The following is a 20,069-nucleotide window of genomic DNA, read 5'->3' as shown; positions in this document are numbered from 1 at the left end:
GAAACAGAATGTTAGAATTTTTTCAGAGTATCGATATTATTGTGCTATTAACGCTCGTCCTCTCTGTAGGATTAGTTTTAGCTTTTGAGTTTGTGAATGGATTTCATGATACGGCAAACGCCGTAGCGACAGTGATCTATACTAAGTCACTTAAACCTCGCTTAGCGGTCTTTTTATCCGGGATATTTAACTTTTTAGGGGTTCTGTTGGGAGGTTTAGGCGTCGCTTACGCTATTGTTAACCTTCTGCCGATGGATCTCTTAGCAAATGCCAATTCAACGAAGGGGCTGGTGATGGTTGTCTCTCTTTTAGTTGCGGCGCTCATCTGGAACCTGGGGACTTGGTATTTTGGAATCCCTGCATCAAGCTCACATACTCTCATCGGCTCTATTTTAGGGGTGGGATTAGCCAATGCGCTTTTAACAGATCACTCATTAGTCGATGGTGTTAACTGGGATAAAGCAGTTGGTGTCTTTGAATCGCTCCTCTTCTCCCCTTTTATTGGGGCAGGGCTAGCGGGTCTACTTCTGTTACTACTCTTACGTTTTCTGCCTAAAAGCTATATTCATAAAACACCTTATCAACGCCATGTGTTAGATAAGAAGAAGAAACCGCCTTTTTGGCCTCGCTTCTGGTTAGTCACCTCAGCGATGGGAATGAGTTATGCTCATGGTCAGAATGATGGTCAGAAAGGGATTGGTCTTGTGATGTTGGTACTCTTTAGTGTTGTGCCGGCACAATTTGTGCTTAATCTTAATTCGAGTGTATTTGAGATTGAGCAGACACGTGTCGCAGCTCAACAGATGGTCAGTTACTATGATGCCAATCAAGAGGTGTTAGATAGGCTCTATCCTAAGAGTGACCATGCATTAAGTGATGGCCTCTTTAGTTGTGAATATAGTGAGATGAAGCAACATTCTGAAAAATTGATTTCACTGCTTAATGGTATCGATACCTATGATCGTTTAACAACAGATGAACGTTGGGCGGTACGCAATGAGGTTATGTGTCTTGCGAGTATTGCAAAGACATTAGAGTCTCAGGATCAATTGCCAGAAGCTTATCGAAAATCTTATAAAGCGATTGGAAAAGATTTAACTAAGACGACAGAATATGCACCTTTTTGGGTGATTGTAGCAGTTGCCGTTGCACTTGGTATGGGGACGATGATCGGCTGGAAGCGCGTTGTTGATACTGTTGGTGGAAAGATCGGTAAAAAAGATATGACCTACGCACAGGGGATGAGTGCACAGATCGTTTCAGGTATTGCGATTGCTTCCGCGAGTCACTTTGGCTTTCCTGTGTCAACAACCCATATATTATCGAGCTCTGTTGCCGGAACCATGATTGCTAATAAATCGGGCTTGCAGAAATCGACCGTTAAAAATATTCTTTTAGCTTGGATCTTAACGTTACCTGTTTCAACAGGACTTGCGTTTGGACTCTATTTCCTCGGAACATGGTTATTTGTGAGCTAAAATGAAATTATTATCATATCAAGAAGCTGCTGATGCACTGCTGCGTGGTGAAGTGATTGCCTATCCTACCGAGGGGGTATATGGCTTTGCTGCAGATGCGATGAATAGAGTAGCGGTAGAAAAATTGTTGCAGATGAAAGAGCGTTCAGTCTCTAAAGGGTTTATTGTGATGGGTGCGTCACTGGCCCATCTTTCCCTTTTGATTGAGCCGTTAAATGATGGAGAAGCGCAACGTCTTTTAGAAGAGTTAAGAGGGGGATATCGTTATACCTGGATAGTGCCAGCAAAAGAGAGTTGCCCCCACTATCTGCGCGGGGAGTTCCCAACATTGGCGATTCGAGTAACGAATCATCCTGATGCACTTGCGCTATGTGAAAAGATGCCGGTAGGAGTTGTTTCAACGAGTGCTAATCTTCATAAAGAAGCACCCTTAGAGAGTGCAGAGGAGATCTATCAGCTCTTTGGGGATCAGATTGCAGGGGTAATGGAGGGCGAGGTGGGTTCACTCTCCTCTCCGACGCGAATTGTTCATTTAAAGAGTGGAGAGATTATTCGCCCTTAATTTGATGGTTGATAGCTGTTTCATCAATCGCCGTTTTTAACGGTGGTAAACAAAAAAACCTGCATCGAAATGCAGGTTTTTTTATTGATCTTTTTAGTCTTATTGAATCTTATCGGGTTTTAATCTAAGAAGAGGGAGGTAATTAACGCAATAGCTTTAATTGCTTTAAACCTCTTTAGACCTCTATTTATAATCTTAAATTTAACTCTTAAGATTAAGCTGCAAGCGCTTTGATTTGTGCGTTAAGACGGCTAAGAAGACGTGATACTTTGTTCTTGTGAATAAGACCACGTTTTACAGAGCGATCAAGTGCGCTTTGCGCTTTACCAAAAGCTTTAACTGCTTCTTCGCGGTTATTTGCTTTGATAGCATTGATCGTTTTTTTCACGTAAGTTCTAGTCATTGAACGGTATGATGCGTTAGCTGCGTTGTGCTTTTCAGCTTGACGAACGCGTTTTCTTGCTTGTGCTGTATTTGCCAAGGTTTTACTCCACTTTAAAAATTTAGAATTTATAACATATTATTGCGCCGAATATCGACGCAATCAAATTTGTAATAATCACATATGATTAACTTTTTTCTCTCTTTTGTCAATCAAATGTCGTGAAAGTTTCAGCATTATCCCTGCGGTTAGCCTCACCGCTTGTTATTCAATCGGCGATTGAAAGAGAGATTAGAATGCTGGAACAATACTTCCTTGATACTTCTCATTGATAAAGTCGCGAACTTCATCGGTGGTGATGACCTCAATTAATGCTTTGATGCGAGGATCATCGCTATTTTCAGGTAAAATTGCAATGATATTGGCATAAGGAGATTCAGCGCCTTCAATAAAGAGGGAATCTTTAATCGGATTTAAACCTGCTTCTAATGCAAAGTTAGTATTAATGAGTGCAAGATCTACCTCATCGAGGGTTCTTGCGAGCATGGGCGCTTCAAGTTCTACAAATTGAAGTTTGTGGGGATTCTCTTTGATATCGAAGACCGTTGAAAGAATGTTGTCAGGATTCATGAGGGTAATGATTCCTTCATTATGGAGTAGAAGTAACGCTCGTCCACCATTTGCAGGATCGTTTGGAATGCTCACCTTCGCTCCCTCTTTTAGGTCACCTTTCTCTTTAATCTTCTGTGAGTAGGCAGCAATAGGCTCAACATGGATCGCTGGATCTAACGCAATGATATTGAGTTGGTGATTTTTATTGAACTCTTCTAAATAGGGGAAGTGTTGGAAGAAGTTTGCATCCGCTTCTTTCTCATCGACCATTAAGTTAGGAAGGACATAATCGGTGACAACAACGATGTCGAGATCGATCTCTTTCTTCGCTAATTGTGGCTCAATAAACTCTAAAATCTCTGCATGGGGAACAGGTGTTGCTACAACCTTAAGTTTTTCTGCTGAAAAGCCAATAAATGGTGTTAATGAGAGTGCTGTGACAAGTGCTAATTTACGCATAATGAATTTTCCTTTTATCAAAAATGGGGAATCGAGCCCCGACTTAATAGGTATATCGATCTTTAAGATTGAAATCAACCCTTTTAATGGAATTTTTATGGGATTTTAATGGAGAGTTTCTCGTGATGTTATTGTCAATCAGCAGTAAATTTAGACAGTGGTTTGAAATAGTGAATTTAAGGAGAACGTTTAAAGAGGATATTGAGGATATTGAAGCGATTTTCATTGCGATAAAAAGAGAGCGGTACCTGATTTCGATACCGCTCTATTTACGCTTACTATATTCTTATTATGTCCTATTACGATGTCCTATTATGTTTTCATCTACCTCTATACTAGTGCGGCGATAAGTTCATCTCGGTCGCCGGGAAGAAGATCGATCATAGGGATCTCAATCATTGTATAAGCGCCGGGTTGTTGTCTAGTTGCTGCACGGGCAGATGAGACCAAGATCTGTGCTGTGAGTGCAGGATTATTGATGCGCATATCAAACTCAAAGATCTGATTATCAGTTGTACCTGAGACGCCTTTACGAGTAATTTTAACGCCATGCCCAGCATCTTTCAGTTGATCGATATCATCGACTTGAGTGATAACCGTATCATCATGTTTAAAATAATCATCATTGAGGATTGTTGATTTGACATGATTGAAATCATGCCCCTCTTCTACTTCAATATAGACCATGCGACGATGCTGTCCCGTTCCGATTGGAATTGTGACTGAGAGAGCATCTTTCACGCCAGGAATTGCTTTGACAGCGGTAGAGTGTCCCATGCTCATCCCAGGCCCAAAGTTGGTGTAAGTGACACCTTTAGGTGCTGCGGCAAGAAGAAGAGCGCGAATTACCGAATCTGAACCAGGATCCCATCCTGCAGAGATAATTGCGCTACGATTGTGAGCTTTTGCAATCTTATCAAGTTCATTGCGCACAGTGGCAATATCGCTATGAATATCGAAACTATCGACAGTGTGAATCCCTTTTTTAAGATACTCTGCAGCATAAGCTTGGGTTTGGCGGCTAGGCACACAGAGAATGGCAACATCGACAGCTTCAAGTTGATCGATATCGGTGACAATAGGGTAGCTCACACCCGGGATTTCCCGTTTTTCTCGGCGAACAATGCCGGCAATAGAGAAGTCTGGTGCTGCCTCTAGAGCATTAAGAACATAACGGCCAATATTGCCAAAGCCAACGATAGCTGCATTTATTTTGCGTGTCATATAGTCTCCTAGTTAATTGAGTGATCAGTAATTGATATTGCCTAGAGATCGGATAAAGATATTCAGTGATAAGAGAATGTGATAAGAGAATCATAAGAGAATCATAAGAGAGAAGCTCTCTTCTCCTCATTACAAAATCTACTACAGTGATATTTTTACTTCGATTGCTCTATAAGTTGCAATGTTTTTGTCAATAATTTCGTCAATATTTTAATCGATAGCTCTCTCGATATTTTGATAGTTTTTTAGAGGCGCTGTAACACTCCTCTATTTGCGAGTATAGTGACGTACGAGCCAATCCCCAACCCATTGCATAATCTGTACGATAATGATCAGCACAATCACAATGAGATACATCAATTCCGACATATTGCGGTGGAAGCCGTAACGAACAGCAATATCTCCTAGTCCTCCGGCACCTACGGTTCCTGCCATAGCGGTATAAGAGAGTATTAAGATACCTGTAATGGTAATGCCGGCAATGAGGCTAGGTCTCGCTTCGGGGAGGAGTACCTTCATAATGATAGTTCGAAGAGGTGTTCCCATACTTTGAGCTGCTTCAATTACGCCGCGATCTACTTCTCTAAAAGAGGTTTCTGCCAATCGTGCGAAGAAGGGGGCAGAGCCGATCACTAGAGGAAAGATAGCCCCCTTTATCCCCATCTTTGTTCCCATCAATTTGAAGGTTAATGGTAGCAATACTACGATTAAGATCAGAAAGGGGATCGATCTTAAGGTATTGGTGAGAAAGGAGAAGAGGCGATAAAATTTTGGTGCTGAGAGAAGTTGCGTGGGGGAGGTAAGATAGAGCGCAACACCCCAAGGCAATCCAATTAATATTGTAAAAAACCATGTAAAACCTAACATGATCAATGTGACTAAGGTGTTATCCCAAATGATATTCCAATATTGGGTATTGTTAAGTGCATTGATAAATTCCGTCATTACTGAATCTGCTCCTCGTTATGACTTGTTAGATTGATAGATGGTTTGTGAAAGAGAGGCTTTGTTGTAATTCCCTCACTATTAAAGAGGGTGATCGCCGCGCTTCTTTCTGCCGGTGATCCACTTAAAACAACGGTTAATTGCCCATAGGGGATATCTCGAATATAACTGATTGATCCAGATAGAATAGAGAGATCGATATTGCTGCGCTTGATAATGCGACTCAGATGAGGCTCAAATGCTTCAGTGCCAAGGTAGGTGAGCTGATAGAGGGAATCTTGTTGCTGCGGATAACGGCTGATATATTTCTTAAGCTCATTCTGCTCGGTTTTATCAATAATAAAATCTTGGGTAACAATCGATTGTGGATGTAAAAAGACCTTCTCAACATCGCCCGATTCAACTATCTGACTATCGTGAATAACGGCTACCTTATGGCAGATTGAGCGAATAACCTCCATCTCATGGGTGATTATCACAATTGTTAAGCCTAACTCACGATTGATATCGACTAATAGTTCTAAAATTGATTGCGTTGTTTGGGGGTCAAGTGCTGATGTCGCTTCGTCACAGAGTAGCACTTTAGGTTTATTGGCGATAGCTCTAGCGATACCGACCCGTTGTTTTTGTCCTCCAGAGAGTTGAGCAGGATATTTATCTCGATGCTCTTCGATCCCTACTAAAGTGAGTAACTCCGATACGCGCTTTTCAATATTCGCCTCACTCATACCTTCTAGGCGAAGTGGAAAAGCGATATTGTTATAGACAGTCTGACTTGAGAGCAGATTAAAATGTTGAAAGATCATGCCGATCTTTCTTCTCGCAAGCATCAGCTCCCGATTAGAGAGTTTTGTAAGATCGATATTATCAATCATAACGGAACCACTATCGGGCTTTTCTAATAGATTGATACAGCGAATTAATGTGCTTTTCCCGGCGCCAGAGTGACCGATGATGCCGTAAATAGAACCTTCTTCAATCGTGAGATTGATATTGTTGAGGGCGATTTTCGGTCCCTCTTTTGTGGTATAAGATTTGATGAGATTTTCGATTTTTATCATTGATTTTTACGACTTATATTTCAATTTCTATTGTAATGGGGATATTGGAGCTCAATCGCTCTATAAATTCCTATTAGAGTATCAAAAAGAAGGCGCAAGCGGGAGCTGTTTTCACCTTTATTCTTCGATAATGTTGGGATGTTTTTTAGTAATTGCTCGATGATTTTTTAAGATATTTTGATCTCTTCTTGTGATGTCTGGTGGATCTTCCTACTGATAGATCCCCTATTGATGGTGCTCTATTATTTTCGAATGACCTTCGTATGATCTATTAAATGCTTTGGGGTAGAGATTGAAAATGGAGAGATCTCTTTAAAATGAAAAAGTTAGCACAGAGCGAAGAGGTCAGTTAGGTGATTGTAGAAGGAGATCGAGCAACAGGAATAAAGGTTTGCCTATAGCCCAAATGTTCTTTTGGTGGACTATTGGGGAGAAAAATATGCGTAAATTTCACTAAATATCCGCTATACTGTTGGTTAAAGTATTATTTTATTAGCCTCAAAAGATTGATCTCTCGTAGGTTCTCTCTTTTGAAGGTTCTATTCAATTGTGTAAGGCCCTATTCTCTCCCTTATTTTCTCAACAAATATGGTAGCAAGAGTGATGAAATGGAGTGGTTGAGGGGTGGGCTTTAAAAAGTAAGTAGAGGTAGTTGGTAGCACTCTTCATGCCTGATGAGGCTATTTTATCGCTATTTTCACAAAATAAGCAGGACTGCATTGCAGGGGGCTTATCAAAAAAAGAGGATTATTTTTATGGTAGACCAAAAGTTGTTGAGTGATATTGACCCATTAGAGACCAAAGACTGGGTTGATTCAATCGAGAGTGTCCTTGAAACAGAAGGGGAAGAGCGTGCACACTTTCTTATTGAGAAGGTGATTGAACGGGCACATCGTGATGGTGTGAAGATCCCGTTTACAGGTACAACCGAGTATATCAATACAATCCCTGCGGATAAGCAGCCCCGTTATCCAGGAAACTCAGAGTTAGAACATACTATCCGTTCCTATATCCGTTGGAATGCGATGGCGATGATCGTTCGATCAAATGCGATTGACTCTAGTCTTGGTGGACATATTGCGAGCTATGCTTCATTAGCAACGATGTGGGAAGTTGGTTTTAACCACTTCTGGAAAGGGAATACCGATACACAAGATGGCGATCTTATCTTCTTCCAAGGACACTCGAGTCCTGGGATCTATGCACGTGCTTTTATTGAAGGACGTATTACAGAAGAACAGATGGATAATTTCCGCCGTGAAGTGGACAATAAAGGGCTCTCCTCTTATCCACACCCCTGGTTGATGAAAGATTTTTGGCAATTCCCAACAGTTTCGATGGGATTAGGTCCTATTCAAGCGATCTATCAAGCGCGCTTCTTAAAGTATCTTCATTCACGTGGACTTGCGAATACAGAAGGACGTAAAGTCTGGTGCTTCTGTGGAGATGGTGAGATGGATGAACCAGAATCATTAGGCGCAATCTCTCTTGCTGGTCGTGAAAAACTCGATAACCTTATCTTCGTTATTAACTGTAATTTACAGCGTCTTGATGGACCTGTTCGTGGTAACGGTAAGATTATTCAGGAGCTAGAGTCAGGTTTCCGCGGTAATAATTGGAATGTGATTAAGCTTATTTGGGGGAATGGTTGGGATTCTCTTTTAGCACAAGATCATGATGGTATTTTGCGTAAACGAATGATGGAGTGCGTTGATGGAGATTACCAAACTTATAAATCTCGCGATGGTGCTTATGTTCGTGAGCATTTCTTCAATAGCCCAGAGCTTAAAGCGATGGTTGCGCATATGTCGGATAATGACGTTTGGCGCCTCAATCGTGGTGGTCATGATGAGAATAAAGTCTATGCAGCATATGATGCGGCAGTGAAGACGGAAGGAAAACCAACAGTTATCTTGGTAAAAACTATCAAGGGTTACGGGATGGGGCAAGATGGGGAGGCACAAAACGTTGCGCATCAGCAAAAATCGATTAGCCTTGAATCCCTTCGCCGATTCCGTGACCGCTTTGAGGTGCCTATCTCAGATGAAGATCTTGAAGCGCTCAACTTTATTCGTCCTCCTGAAGGAAGTCCAGAGCTTGAGTATCTCCATGAGCGTCGTCGTGCATTAGGGGGATATGTTCCTTCTCGTCGCGTTCAAGCAAAAGAGAAGCTAACGGTTCCTAAGCTCGATGCATTTAAGGCGCAATTAGAGGCAACTGCAGAAGGTCGTGAAATCTCAACAACAATGAGTTTTGTTCGTATTCTTAATACGATTGTGAAAGATAAAGTGATCGGTAAACGCGTTGTTCCTATTTTAGTGGATGAGTCGCGCACCTTCGGTATGGAAGGGATGTTCCGTCAATTGGGGATCTGGTCACAAGCAGGGCAGCAATATACGCCACAAGATGCCGGTCAATTGATGTTCTATAAAGAGACGAAAGATGGGCAGATTCTACAAGAAGGGATTAATGAGGCAGGGGGTGTGAGTTCATGGATTGCCGCTGGTACCTCATACTCAAACTCTAATGTTGAGATGATTCCTTTCTTCGTCTGTTACTCTATGTTCCAGATGCAGCGTACTTTTGACCTCATTTGGGCTGCGGCAGATCAGCGGACACGTGGCTTCCTGATGGGAGGAACAGCGGGCCGTACGACACTCAATGGTGAAGGGCTTCAGCATGAAGATGGTCATAGCCATATTTTAGCAAGCTTGATTCCTAACTGTATCTCTTATGATCCGGCACTGCAGTTTGAGTTAGCGGTTATCGTTCAAGATGGTCTGCGTCGTATGGTGGAAGAGCAGGAAGATGTCTTCTACTACATTACGATCATGAATGAAAATTATGCACATCCTGCAATTCCTGAAGGTGTTGAAGAGGATATTCTTCGTGGGATGTATCTCCTAAAAGCAGGAGAGAAGAGTGATGCACCAAAAGTTCGCCTCTTAGGTGCAGGTACAATCTTGCAAGAGGTGATGCAAGCGGCAACGCTTCTTAAAGAGGATTGGGGCGTGGAGAGTGATCTCTATAGCTGCCCAAGCTTTACTGAGCTTGCGCGTGATTTCCATGAGTGTGAGCGACAAGCTCTCTTCCATCCTGAAAAAGAGGCGCCGGAATCATTTGTGGGCAAAATGTTAAATCATTCTGATGCCCCTGTCATTGTCTCTACTGACTATGTCCGTATGTATGCAGAGCAGATTAGACCGGCGGTTAAAGCTCCTTACCGTGTTTTAGGTACGGATGGTTTTGGTCGCTCAGATACAAGAGCGCAATTACGTAAGTTCTTTGAGGTTGATCGCTACTACATTACTATTGCGGCGCTCAAAGAGCTTGCAGATGCAGGAACGATTGCACGATCAGTCGTAACAGAAGCAATTAAGAAATATAACATTGATGTTAATAAGCCAAATCCACTTTGGGTATAAGGTTTTAAGCGCCCCTCTATTAGGAGTGGCGCTTCCTTATTCTAGGGTGTGTAGAACTCATGAGATGAGTTGTTAGATAGATAATTGAATAGATTATTAAATGGGTTATTGACAGATATAGAAGGATAAGAATTATGGCGAATATTGATTTAAGAGTTCCAGATATTGGGAATTCTGATGCCGTCGATGTCATTGAGATTAATGTTAAGGTGGGCGATATTGTTGCGGTTGATGATACGCTCGTAACATTGGAATCAGATAAAGCATCGATGGATGTGCCTGCTGAAGCGGCAGGAAAAGTTACAGAGATTTTGGTTGCAGTGGGCGATCAAGTTCAAACAGGAGATGTGATTGCGCGTGTTGAAGCCGTGGATCAAGCTCAAAAAAGTTCTACTACTAATGAAGCGCAATCATCAGAGAAAGTAGTTGAAGCAACACCATCAGCATCGAAAGTCTCTAAAACAGAGGCAGTGACAAAGGTTGCGGAGAATTCATCAGCAACAGGCGAGATTGCGGAAATTACGATTCCGGCTGTTGGTAATTCTGATGAGCTAGATGTGATCGATATCGCTGTTAATGTAGGGGATCATGTTAAGCTTGATGAGACACTCGTAACATTAGAGTCAGATAAAGCATCAATGGATGTACCCGCTGATAAAGAGGGGGTCATTACTGAGATTGCATTGTCCGTGGGCGATAAAGTTAAAGAGGGTGATCTTGTCGTTAAGATTCAGACAGGCGGGGCAGTAGCCGCTACAGCGCAAACTTCTGCATCGGCACAAGTAGATGCGCCGGCAAAAGAGGTGCAGCAAGATGTTGTTAAATCATCCTCTGAGAGTTTAAAAGCCCCTCATAAAGGGGATCAACTTCCTACTGCACCGGTACAAAATGCTGCAGAGCTCGATTTTAGTGGTGCGCATGCAACCCCTTCTGTGCGCGCATTTGCCCGTGAATTAGGTGCAGACCTTAATCAGGTTAAAGGGTCAGGGCGTAATAATCGTATTTTGCGTGAAGATGTATTGCAATATGTGAAAGGTGTTCTTAGTGGAAGTGTTGCGACATCGACAGCTAAAGCTGCGGCGGTCAATGGTGGTGGTCTAGATCTCCTTCCATGGCCTAAAGTCGACTTTTCTAAGTTTGGAGAGGTGGAAGAGAGAGAGCTTTCCCGTATTCAGAAGATTTCTGGGGCAAATCTTGCGCGTAACTGGGCGATGATTCCTCATGTGGCTCAGTTTGATGAAGCAGATATCACTGAACTAGAAGCTTTACGAAAGCAGCTTAATAAAGAGTATGAGCGTGAAGGGGTTCGTGTCACTATCTTGGCATTCCTCTTTAAGGCTGTGGTAAAAGCGTTGCAGAAATTCCCTGAGTTCAATAGCTCATTAGAAGGGGATAAACTCATTCTTAAAAAATATTACCATATCGGTTTTGCAGCTGATACACCTAATGGGCTTGTCGTTCCTGTTATTCGGGATTGTGATAAGAAAGGGGTATTAGAAATTGCTACTGAGATGCGTGAGCTTGCGGGTCTCGCGAGAGAAGGAAAATTGCGCGGAGATCAGATGACCGGTGGTTGCTTTACTATCTCCTCTTTAGGTGGAATTGGTGGAACAAACTTTATTCCTATTATCAATGCACCAGAAGTTGCGATTTTAGGGATTGCGAAGAATCAGGTGAAACCTGTCTGGAATGGAAAAGAATTTGAGCCTCGTTTAATGATTCCTCTATCACTTTCATACGATCATCGTGTGATTGATGGGGCATTGGGCGCGCGTTTTATCGTCTATCTCAATGAGCTTTTAACTGATATGCGTCGTATGGTGATCTAGGAGAGAGATATGATTATTGATTTAAAACTCCCTGATATTGGTAATTTTGATAGCGTTGATGTTATCGATATTAGTGTCAATATTGGGGATCATGTTGAGGTTGATGATACGCTCTTAACCTTAGAATCTGATAAAGCTTCGATGGATGTACCTGCCGAAAAAGCGGGTATTATCACAGAGATATTGGTCAATGTTGGAGATAGTGTGAAAGAGGGTGATCTCTTTGCACGCTTAGAGGTGGCAGATGCGGACCTATCGAGCGCTTCAGCAGTGAAAGAGAAGATTGTTGACAGTGAGGCATCAACGGGTGCCGAACAGGAAGAGAAGGCTGCTCTTGTTGATTCATCCGTTATTGACGCTGATTGCGACCTGGTTGTTATTGGTGGCGGACCTGGGGGATATTCAGCTGCTTTTAGAGCCGCAGACCTTGGTCTTAAAGTTGTTTTAGTAGAGCGTTATCCGACAATCGGTGGCGTTTGTCTCAATGTGGGATGCATTCCATCTAAGGCACTTTTGCATGTCGTTGATGTTATGGAGACGGCTAAATCATTTGCCGATATCGGTGTAACGTTTGCTGAGCCTGAGGTTGATATCGATAAGTTGAGAGGCTTTAAAGAGTCTGTTATCGGGAAATTGACAAGTGGATTAGCAGGTATGGCTAAGATGCGCAAAGTCGAGATTGTTCAAGGCTTTGCAACTTTCAAAAATGATCGCTGTTTAACAGTAGCACTAGATGATGGCGCAGAGCGAGAAATTCGTTTCAATAAAGCGATTATTGCGGCTGGGTCCTCAGCTGTTAAGCTTCCTTTCTTGCCAGAAGATCCTCGCATCATCGATTCAACGGGAGCGCTTGAGTTAGAAGATATTCCTCAAAAGCTTCTCGTTATTGGTGGTGGAATTATTGGTCTAGAGATGGCTACCGTCTATTCAACGCTTGGTAGTGAAATTACTATTGCAGAATTTGCCGATGGTTTAGTGCCGGGGGCGGATCGTGATTTAGTGAAGGTCTTTGAAAAATATAATAAAGATCGATTCCATAAAGTGATGCTTAAGACCGCTGTTACAGGTGCAGTTGCAAAAGATGAGGGGATTGAGGTGACTTTTGAAGGGGAGAATGCCCCGGAGACACCTCTTCTCTTTGATAAGGTTCTGGTTGCGGTAGGGCGTAAGCCAAATGGTTTAACGCTTCATGCAGAGAGAGCAGGGGTGAATGTTGATGAGCGTGGCTTTATCTCTGTCGATAGACAGATGCGCACCAATGTTTCTCATATCTTTGCGATTGGTGATATTGTTGGTCAACCAATGCTGGCACATAAAGCAGTTCATGAAGGCCATGTTGCGGCGGAAGTCTGTGTCGGTGAGAAGCGCTTCTTTGATGCAAAATTTGTACCTTCCGTTGCTTATACTGATCCAGAGATTGCTTGGGCGGGGTTAACCGAGACAGAAGCGAAAGCGAAAGGAATTCCTTACGAAGTCTCTGTCTTCCCATGGGCGGCAAGTGGTAAAGCGATTGCAAATGGTCGTGATGAAGGCTTTACAAAGCTTCTCTATGATCCTGAAAGTAAGATTATTTTAGGGGGTGCTGTAGTTGGGATTCACGCCGGTGATCTTATTGGTGAAGTCTGCTTAGCCGTTGAGATGGGTGCCGATAGTATCGATATTGGACATACTATTCATCCACATCCAACATTGATTGAATCGGTAGGGATGGCTGCTGAAAATATTTTAGGCGCATGTACCGATCTGCCACCGATAAAAAAGCGTAAATAGTTCATTATGAATTATAGATAATCGTGATAGCTTTCTTGATATTTAAATGGTATTTAAGTGGTATTTAATTGATCTTGCAATAATCGATCTTTCAGTAATGTTTAGATAGTATTGAAGATGCTATTTAAAAGCATAGAATGTGAAAAGAGAGCAAAAAGAGAGCCCCGAGATATAAAATCTTGGGGCTCTTTTTTATGGATGGTGAAAAGTGTGAGGGCGGAAATTATACAGCCTTACCGATTTTGGGTTCTGCTGTTAGTTACCGCTCAGCTTTCGTTCTAATTCTAATTCTAATTCTCGGTCGAATTGAATCGGGATTAAGATCTATTTCTCTTCATTCATCATGGCGTAATACTCTTCTTCTGTCAGAAGCTTCTCTTTTTCTCGCTTAATCGCTTTTTGTGCCGCCTCATCATAGCGCTCCTCTTCAGGTGCACGTTCTTTATCGATCTCATGCATGATGTCATAACACATTTCGCGCGTATGTAGTTTTGTCATTGCTGAAACTGCAAAGTGTGGGGCAGAACGATCCCAATTGACCGCATTTAAAAACTCTTCGATCGCATTTTCACGATCTTCCTCGGGAATAAGATCAATCTTATTTAAGACTAGCCAGCGAGGCTTTTGGTAGAGCTCTTCACTGTAATTTTTTAACTCTTCTAAGATTGTAAAGTAATCTGCAACCGGATCTTGGGAGTCGCTAGATGCCGAAAGATCAATCAGGTGGAGGAGGATGGAGGTGCGGCTAAGATGCTTGAGGAACTGTATTCCCAATCCAACCCCTTCAGAAGCTCCGGCAATAAGGCCAGGAATGTCAGCAACGACAAAACTGTGAAGTGGGTCAATATCAACTACGCCTAAGCTCGGTGCTAGAGTGGTAAAAGGATAATCCGCAACTTTAGGGCGAGCGCCAGAGATTGCACGGATTAATGTCGATTTTCCGGCATTAGGGAGTCCTAGTAGGCCAACATCTGCCATCACCTTCAGTTCTAAGCGTAGCTCTCTCTCATCACCCTCAGTTCCAGGTTTGGATTGTCTAGGTGCTCTATTGGTGGATGTCTTGTAACGAGTATTCCCTAAGCCATGATATCCGCCTTGTGCAACTTTTACGATTTGACCATCTTCTGTTAAGTCAGCGATAAATTCGTTGGTAACATTATCAAAGACCTGGGTACCTAGAGGAACATCAAGATAGAGATCTTCCCCATCCTTTCCTGTTCTGTTAGCGCCAGCGCCATCTTCTCCACGCTCTGCACGATAGGTGCGAGTGTAGCGATAGGTCATTAGTGTATTCAGTGCTTTAGTTGCACGAAGGTAGACGCTTCCGCCATCCCCGCCATCTCCACCATCAGGGCCACCGAAGGGGATAAATTTTTCGCGTCGAAAGCTAACACAACCATTGCCACCATTGCCGGCGATAACAACAATTTTTGCTTCATCAATAAATTTCATTGAATTACCTCAATTTATAATGTGAGGACATAAAAAAAGCTCCACGGTAGATAGTGTGGAGCTTTCATGACTATTTCGTTTAGTAGCGAAATGAATTAAGCAACTGGCTCGATGCTTACATATTTACGCTTGCCTAAACCTTTTGTTTCAAATGTAACGTGACCGTCAGCTTTTGCAAATAGTGTGTGATCTTTGCCAACACCGACATTTAATCCTGCATGAAAACGTGTTCCACGTTGACGAACAATGATTGAACCAGCGGTTACAAGCTCACCACCAAAACGCTTTACTCCAAGACGTTTACTTTCTGAGTCACGACCGTTACGGCTCGAACCTACACCTTTCTTCTGTGCCATAGTTTAAGTACCTCTATCTAGTTAATTAAGCGCTGATGCCAGTGATTTTGATTTCTGTAAAATGCTGGCGATGACCCGCATGATGACGGTAGTGCTTACGACGGCGGAATTTAATTACGTCGATCTTACGAGTACGACCTTGCTTTCTAACTTCTGCTGTCACTTTAGCGCCCGCAACCACTGGGGTACCTACAGTTACATTACCATCTGCACTAACAAGAAGAACATCATTTAACTCGATGTTAGAACCTTCTTCTGCACCTTCGATTTTTTCAATACGGAGGATTTGACCTTCCGCGACGCGATATTGTTTACCGCCCGTTCTAATTACTGCATACATAATTGCTGAATGCTCCGCATAAATTAATTTACATAAAATATTCGATCAAACCAGCCATTTGAGAGGGGACTACAAAACGGTCGGGTTTAAGAGGGGTAATATTAAAACTTATCTAATAAATAGTCAAGCTTTGTACAAGCTTAACAGAAAGAATATACCCATATTCTCTAGAACTTCTGATCCCACTCTCAGTTGGAGTTTGCTACATTTTATAGGGTTTTAAAAGATCTTGCTATCCCATTTCCCACTACAACTTATTAGTTTAAGTGTTATAGCATTTTTCGCTACTTTCAATCTTGCTTTCAAGCTTGTTTTAATCTGATTGATACTTCTTGATAGTTTGTAGTAGTGCCTAGGGTGCCATTAAGCAAGAGGCAAATAGCGCCTTAAAATATCGTAATTTCTTCTTTAATCATAGAGGTTTCTTCTTTTTTAATTAAGTTTTTATAAAAGAGGATATTTTAAGGAGATGGGACAGGTATAAAAAATCTAGAGAAGGGGGTAATAGATGCAAGAAGCTTTAGTAGGGATGATCTTATTTCTACTGATAACTTATGGCTTTTTACAGCTACTGCGACAAGAGCTAAAAGTTGCGGTACAGATAGAGCAGAAAGTGGTAAGTTTTTCGTTAAGAGAGGAGCAGCTAGATGTCTATTAGGAGTCGAGGTACTAGTTCTATTGTCAGAGATATTGATGGGGATGAGGGCTCTTTAGGGGTAATGTTTCCTGCGGAGAAGGGAGTAACGTTACTCTCATTTGTTGTTGGTTTGGCTTTGGCGGGAACGTTACTTGTTATGGCTGTATTAACTTTTCAGCAGGTGTTTCACGTGCAACAGCAGATTGAGGCGCAAATTTCAGTATTGGATGCGCTGATGGAGGTAGAGGATTTTTATCGAAAGGAGTTGGGGCGATTACAATTTGCCCCTTATTGCCCTTCATTATTGCCCCCTTTTCAGGAGCTTTTTTTAGGGAATGGTATGACGCGAGAGTATCGAGATAGAATGGCGATGGGAGTTGTTATTTCAAAGCGGAAGGCGGGTAGTGATCCCATCGTCGATCTTTTAAAGCTAAAGGGGCACGGTAGTGGAACCTATCTTCCAAAGCCACCTAAAAATATTTCGCGCTTATTAAATGGTGCTGATCTTCTCTATATTAATGGGTTAATTCCTAGTGATCTGCGACTAGACGGAAGGTATGTTGTGGGAGAGTATGATTCAGATCTCATCGGGCTGCGAAAGGGGAAGTTTTATATTACTGATTGTCAGAGTGCCTTATTGCTAGAGGCGGAACGAGATGGAGGGATGTTTTATATTACGACAGAAGATTATCGGCGTGTGAAAGAGCTGTTTGATCCTACTCAAGTGCAGATATATCTCTATAAGGAGTATCTTATCTATCTACAGATAAGGGATGATATTAGTCAGTTGGTAGTGGATTATATGGATGGGCAGGCATTTTTGAGGATCCCTTTTATTGCTGATATGCGTTTTAATTTAAGAGCGAATGGCCTCAATATTAAATTAGTTGCCACTGTTCCTTCTCATCGTCGAAAACGAGCTGTTATAGTTGAAGATGAGGGGTATCACCGTACATTTCTTAATAGTGAGGCGATTAGATTAAGGTCTTTAGAGGTGCGCTGGTAGGATGAGGCGAGAACGAGGTTCGATACTTCTCACTTTAATGGTGGTTTTTCTACTCTGCGGACTCTATCTATCATCGGGTGTTGTCGCGCTTAGTTTAAAGATTTTTCAGCTTCAGCGGTGGCATAGATCGCTCGAAGAGCGGGAGCGGACTATTTCTCTTTTTCTGCAAGAGAGGGCGCGGATCGATTGGAGTGAAGGTAGGGCTACTCTTTCGACGAAGGGGTGTCATCTATTTAATCAGCGGGAGTTACGGCAACGGGAAGGTTTTTCTGTAAAGAAAGTGGGTGATAACTGTTATCCGGCGAGTGATCGAACTATTTATCAACTCTCTTTTGGTGGGGAAGTGAGTGGTCATAACCGGGTGTTGTATCAGTATCAGTTTGTATCTAAGAATAAGATGCCGGTTATAGAGCCAATGTTAAATGTTGAGTATGGAGAGGATCGATGGATTCTTAGAGTTCGATATCAAGGTGAAGTCTTGATCTTTCAGGTTATGAAGAACGTTTTGAGGGAAAGTGGTGTTGACCTAGATGAGGGAGATCTTGCTACCTTTGGTCTGGTCCCGATGGTTAAAGATCACAATCAAACCTTGGATCTCCTCTTTGCGTTACAAGATGGAAAATATTTATGGAAGCTAAAAAGGGCGGGGGTACCGAAGCTTTTGCACCAATTTCGTAATGGGGAGAGGGTATTGGCATCGCTATTTAATCCTATAGAGGGCAATCTCTACTTGTTAGTAGTTAATGATCGTCACTCTTTAGCCGAATCATTAACACTTTATCTATTGGATGTTGGTACAGATCATCTTGCTTATAGGGTGTTGCAAGAGGATCTGCTTTTGAGCTATCGAGGCATAGCAGAAAAGGGAAATTTTAAGGTGGAGAAAATTGACGGTCGTTCTCTTGTAATGCGAGGAGAGATGCGGGAACGTTTAGGCTCTGGCGTGGATGAGTTTCTTTTTGCTATCGACTGGAGTGGTGATGCGCTTTGGGGGAGAGATTATTTCTGGAGAAGATCAGCGATCGAGTGCGGATTTCAGCAGGAAGTATATGAACCGATTCCTGGATGGCAGATTGGATGTCAACGGCAAGCGTCGACTAAACTACTCTATCTCTATTAATGCTACCCTCATCCCTTTTATCCACGACATCATTTTTGTTTGATAGATATATTTGGGCTCTTATTTTAGGACAAGACAGACTTATCGATATCTCTATATGGAGCTATATAGAAATATATGAGTTAGGGGGAGAAGCCCACAAGTGTTCTATAAAAACTTTCTACTATCGATAGAAGCTATCGATAGAAGCTATTAATGAAGGTTATTGGTGAAAGTTATTGATAAAAGTTATTATTAAAAGAATCTGGTATCTTAGTAATTCAGCTATCTTTAGATAAGATAACTATTCTTCAGTAAATTCTATGTTTCTGGATGGAATTGATTGAGGCCTGAGATGCATTGTTAATGCGATAGGTCGGAACATTGCGGATCAGTAATTAATATTATTAGCTATTGGTATTTAATAGTGCTTGTATTATTCGTGTTACTCGGATGTTTTGGTTGATATCTGCAGAATCTATTATCTGTAGAGGTGTGCCTTTCAATATAGGTGAAGGTTTATTTGATAGGGAAGTGAAATGAGTCAAGAGAGTGATAAGCGAGCTTTTTTTGAAACAGTGACAGTAAAGAAGTATCAAGAGGGTCGCTGGAAAGAGGAGCAAGATGATGTGTTGGTGGAGGTGCCGGTGGCTCTCACATACAATGGCTATCCCCATGTAGTCGTTATGTCAACACCGAGAGATATTATTGACTTTGTGTATGGCTTTTCGCTGACAGAGGGTATTATTAGCTCTATACAAGATGTCCGTTCGATCTCTATCGATCCAAGAGAGAATGGTATTGAAGTGAGAATTGAGATTACACCACTTAGCTTTAGTCGCATGGAAGGGCGGAAGCGGCAGATGAGTGCTAGAACGGGATGTGGGATTTGTGGTCTAGATTCACTATCAGCAGTGGTGAGAGATCAGGCGAAGATCGATTTTGATTTTAAGCTTGATGAGGCGGCGGTTGATAAGGCTTTAAGGGGTTCTAATGCTTTGCAGGTGATGAATCAGCGCACCGGTGGGGCTCATGCCGCTTTTTTTGTTAATCGAAGTGGTGAGATTTTATTCGCTAGAGAGGATGTTGGTCGGCATGTTGCTTTAGATAAGCTCGTAGGCGCTCTTTTACAAGGTGATTATGATTGTAAAGAGGGGTTTATTTTAACAACCTCTCGAGCAAGTTTTGAGATGGTGCAAAAGACAGTCGCTGCACAAGTTGGTATGTTGGTAACTATGTCTGCACCAACTTCTATGGCAATTAAACTTGCAAAAAGGATGGGGCTAAAGTTAGCGGCTTTTACGCGGGTCGATAAAATTAATCTCTATCAAGGTTGACAGAAATAGCTATAAATTATACTATTTCGTATCCTCTAGGTTAACTAGGGGATCTTATGTTATTTTTGTAACTCATGTTATTTAGCAAGGATTTA

The 20,069-nt window shown here is 42.1% G+C and carries 17 protein-coding genes; 9 read left to right on the top strand and 8 right to left on the bottom strand.

The window, feature by feature from the left end:
- The first annotated feature begins 8 nt into the window (after positions 1–8).
- Together AC0SAP_RS04850 and AC0SAP_RS04845 are read left to right on the top strand one after the other, a co-directional pair.
- On the top strand, positions 9–1,478 hold the full coding sequence (locus AC0SAP_RS04850; protein ID WP_109236040.1) for an inorganic phosphate transporter: 1,470 nt from the start codon (positions 9–11) through the stop codon (positions 1,476–1,478).
- Position 1,479: 1 nt separating this feature from the next.
- Positions 1,480–2,040: an L-threonylcarbamoyladenylate synthase gene (locus tag AC0SAP_RS04845; RefSeq protein WP_473383183.1), complete on the top strand. Its 561-nt coding sequence runs from the start codon at positions 1,480–1,482 to the stop codon at positions 2,038–2,040.
- Between the two features lie 214 nt (positions 2,041–2,254).
- Here the strand turns inward: AC0SAP_RS04845 and rpsT are convergent, their stop codons facing one another.
- From rpsT to AC0SAP_RS04820, 5 genes are all read right to left on the bottom strand, one after another.
- On the bottom strand, positions 2,255–2,521 hold the full coding sequence (gene rpsT, locus AC0SAP_RS04840; protein ID WP_094566699.1) for a 30S ribosomal protein S20: 267 nt from the start codon (positions 2,519–2,521) through the stop codon (positions 2,255–2,257).
- 192 nt (positions 2,522–2,713) lie between these two features.
- On the bottom strand, positions 2,714–3,493 hold the full coding sequence (locus AC0SAP_RS04835) for a MetQ/NlpA family ABC transporter substrate-binding protein (protein ID WP_473383182.1): 780 nt from the start codon (positions 3,491–3,493) through the stop codon (positions 2,714–2,716).
- A gap of 330 nt (positions 3,494–3,823) precedes the next feature.
- Entirely contained in the window at positions 3,824–4,717 is an 894-nt protein-coding gene (locus tag AC0SAP_RS04830) for a diaminopimelate dehydrogenase (protein ID WP_473383181.1), read from the bottom strand.
- A 267-nt stretch (positions 4,718–4,984) separates the two neighbouring features.
- Entirely contained in the window at positions 4,985–5,662 is a 678-nt protein-coding gene (locus AC0SAP_RS04825; RefSeq protein WP_286481352.1) for a methionine ABC transporter permease, read from the bottom strand.
- Positions 5,662–6,723 (bottom strand): methionine ABC transporter ATP-binding protein, encoded by a 1,062-nt coding sequence (locus tag AC0SAP_RS04820; RefSeq protein WP_109236036.1) that lies wholly within the window; start codon positions 6,721–6,723, stop codon positions 5,662–5,664. The genes AC0SAP_RS04825 and AC0SAP_RS04820 overlap by 1 nt, the downstream gene beginning before the upstream one ends.
- Positions 6,724–7,478: 755 nt before the next feature.
- On the opposite strand from AC0SAP_RS04820, the gene aceE reads away from it, so the two are divergent.
- The 3 genes from aceE (at position 7,479) to lpdA (ending at position 13,747) form a co-directional block, all read left to right on the top strand.
- Positions 7,479–10,148: a pyruvate dehydrogenase (acetyl-transferring), homodimeric type gene (gene aceE / locus AC0SAP_RS04815; RefSeq protein WP_094566704.1), complete on the top strand. Its 2,670-nt coding sequence runs from the start codon at positions 7,479–7,481 to the stop codon at positions 10,146–10,148.
- Between the two features lie 131 nt (positions 10,149–10,279).
- A complete protein-coding gene (aceF, locus tag AC0SAP_RS04810; protein WP_473383242.1) occupies positions 10,280–11,977 on the top strand; it encodes a dihydrolipoyllysine-residue acetyltransferase in 1,698 nt (565 codons plus the stop codon).
- 9 nt (positions 11,978–11,986) lie between these two features.
- A complete protein-coding gene (gene lpdA, locus AC0SAP_RS04805) occupies positions 11,987–13,747 on the top strand; it encodes a dihydrolipoyl dehydrogenase (RefSeq protein WP_473383179.1) in 1,761 nt (586 codons plus the stop codon).
- A gap of 324 nt (positions 13,748–14,071) precedes the next feature.
- Here lpdA and cgtA read toward each other — a convergent pair whose 3' ends face one another.
- The 3 genes from cgtA to rplU form a co-directional block, all read right to left on the bottom strand.
- On the bottom strand, positions 14,072–15,199 hold the full coding sequence (gene cgtA, locus AC0SAP_RS04800; RefSeq protein ID WP_473383178.1) for an Obg family GTPase CgtA: 1,128 nt from the start codon (positions 15,197–15,199) through the stop codon (positions 14,072–14,074).
- Positions 15,200–15,294: 95 nt separating this feature from the next.
- A complete protein-coding gene (rpmA, locus tag AC0SAP_RS04795; RefSeq protein WP_094566708.1) occupies positions 15,295–15,555 on the bottom strand; it encodes a 50S ribosomal protein L27 in 261 nt (86 codons plus the stop codon).
- Positions 15,556–15,580: 25 nt separating this feature from the next.
- Positions 15,581–15,895 carry a 50S ribosomal protein L21 gene (rplU, locus tag AC0SAP_RS04790; RefSeq protein ID WP_094566709.1) on the bottom strand — a complete coding sequence of 105 codons (315 nt, stop codon included), beginning with the start codon at positions 15,893–15,895 and terminating at the stop codon, positions 15,581–15,583.
- Between the two features lie 508 nt (positions 15,896–16,403).
- On the opposite strand from rplU, the gene AC0SAP_RS04785 reads away from it, so the two are divergent.
- The 4 genes from AC0SAP_RS04785 to fdhD all read left to right on the top strand — a co-directional run bounded on the left by AC0SAP_RS04785 (position 16,404) and on the right by fdhD (position 19,974).
- Positions 16,404–16,553 carry a hypothetical protein gene (locus AC0SAP_RS04785; protein WP_286481347.1) on the top strand — a complete coding sequence of 50 codons (150 nt, stop codon included), beginning with the start codon at positions 16,404–16,406 and terminating at the stop codon, positions 16,551–16,553.
- Positions 16,543–17,538: a hypothetical protein gene (locus AC0SAP_RS04780; protein WP_286481346.1), complete on the top strand. Its 996-nt coding sequence runs from the start codon at positions 16,543–16,545 to the stop codon at positions 17,536–17,538. Before AC0SAP_RS04785 ends, AC0SAP_RS04780 begins: the two co-directional genes overlap by 11 nt.
- A gap of 1 nt (position 17,539) precedes the next feature.
- Positions 17,540–18,658 (top strand): hypothetical protein, encoded by a 1,119-nt coding sequence (locus AC0SAP_RS04775; RefSeq protein ID WP_286481345.1) that lies wholly within the window; start codon positions 17,540–17,542, stop codon positions 18,656–18,658.
- Positions 18,659–19,176: 518 nt separating this feature from the next.
- Positions 19,177–19,974 carry a formate dehydrogenase accessory sulfurtransferase FdhD gene (fdhD, locus tag AC0SAP_RS04770; protein ID WP_286481344.1) on the top strand — a complete coding sequence of 266 codons (798 nt, stop codon included), beginning with the start codon at positions 19,177–19,179 and terminating at the stop codon, positions 19,972–19,974.
- The last annotated feature ends 95 nt before the right edge of the window (positions 19,975–20,069 follow it).

The organism is Ignatzschineria sp. PL_is040 (genome assembly GCF_055813795.1).
Note: the sequence above shows the minus strand (reverse complement) of the source record. Positions and strands in the feature narration are given on the sequence as shown.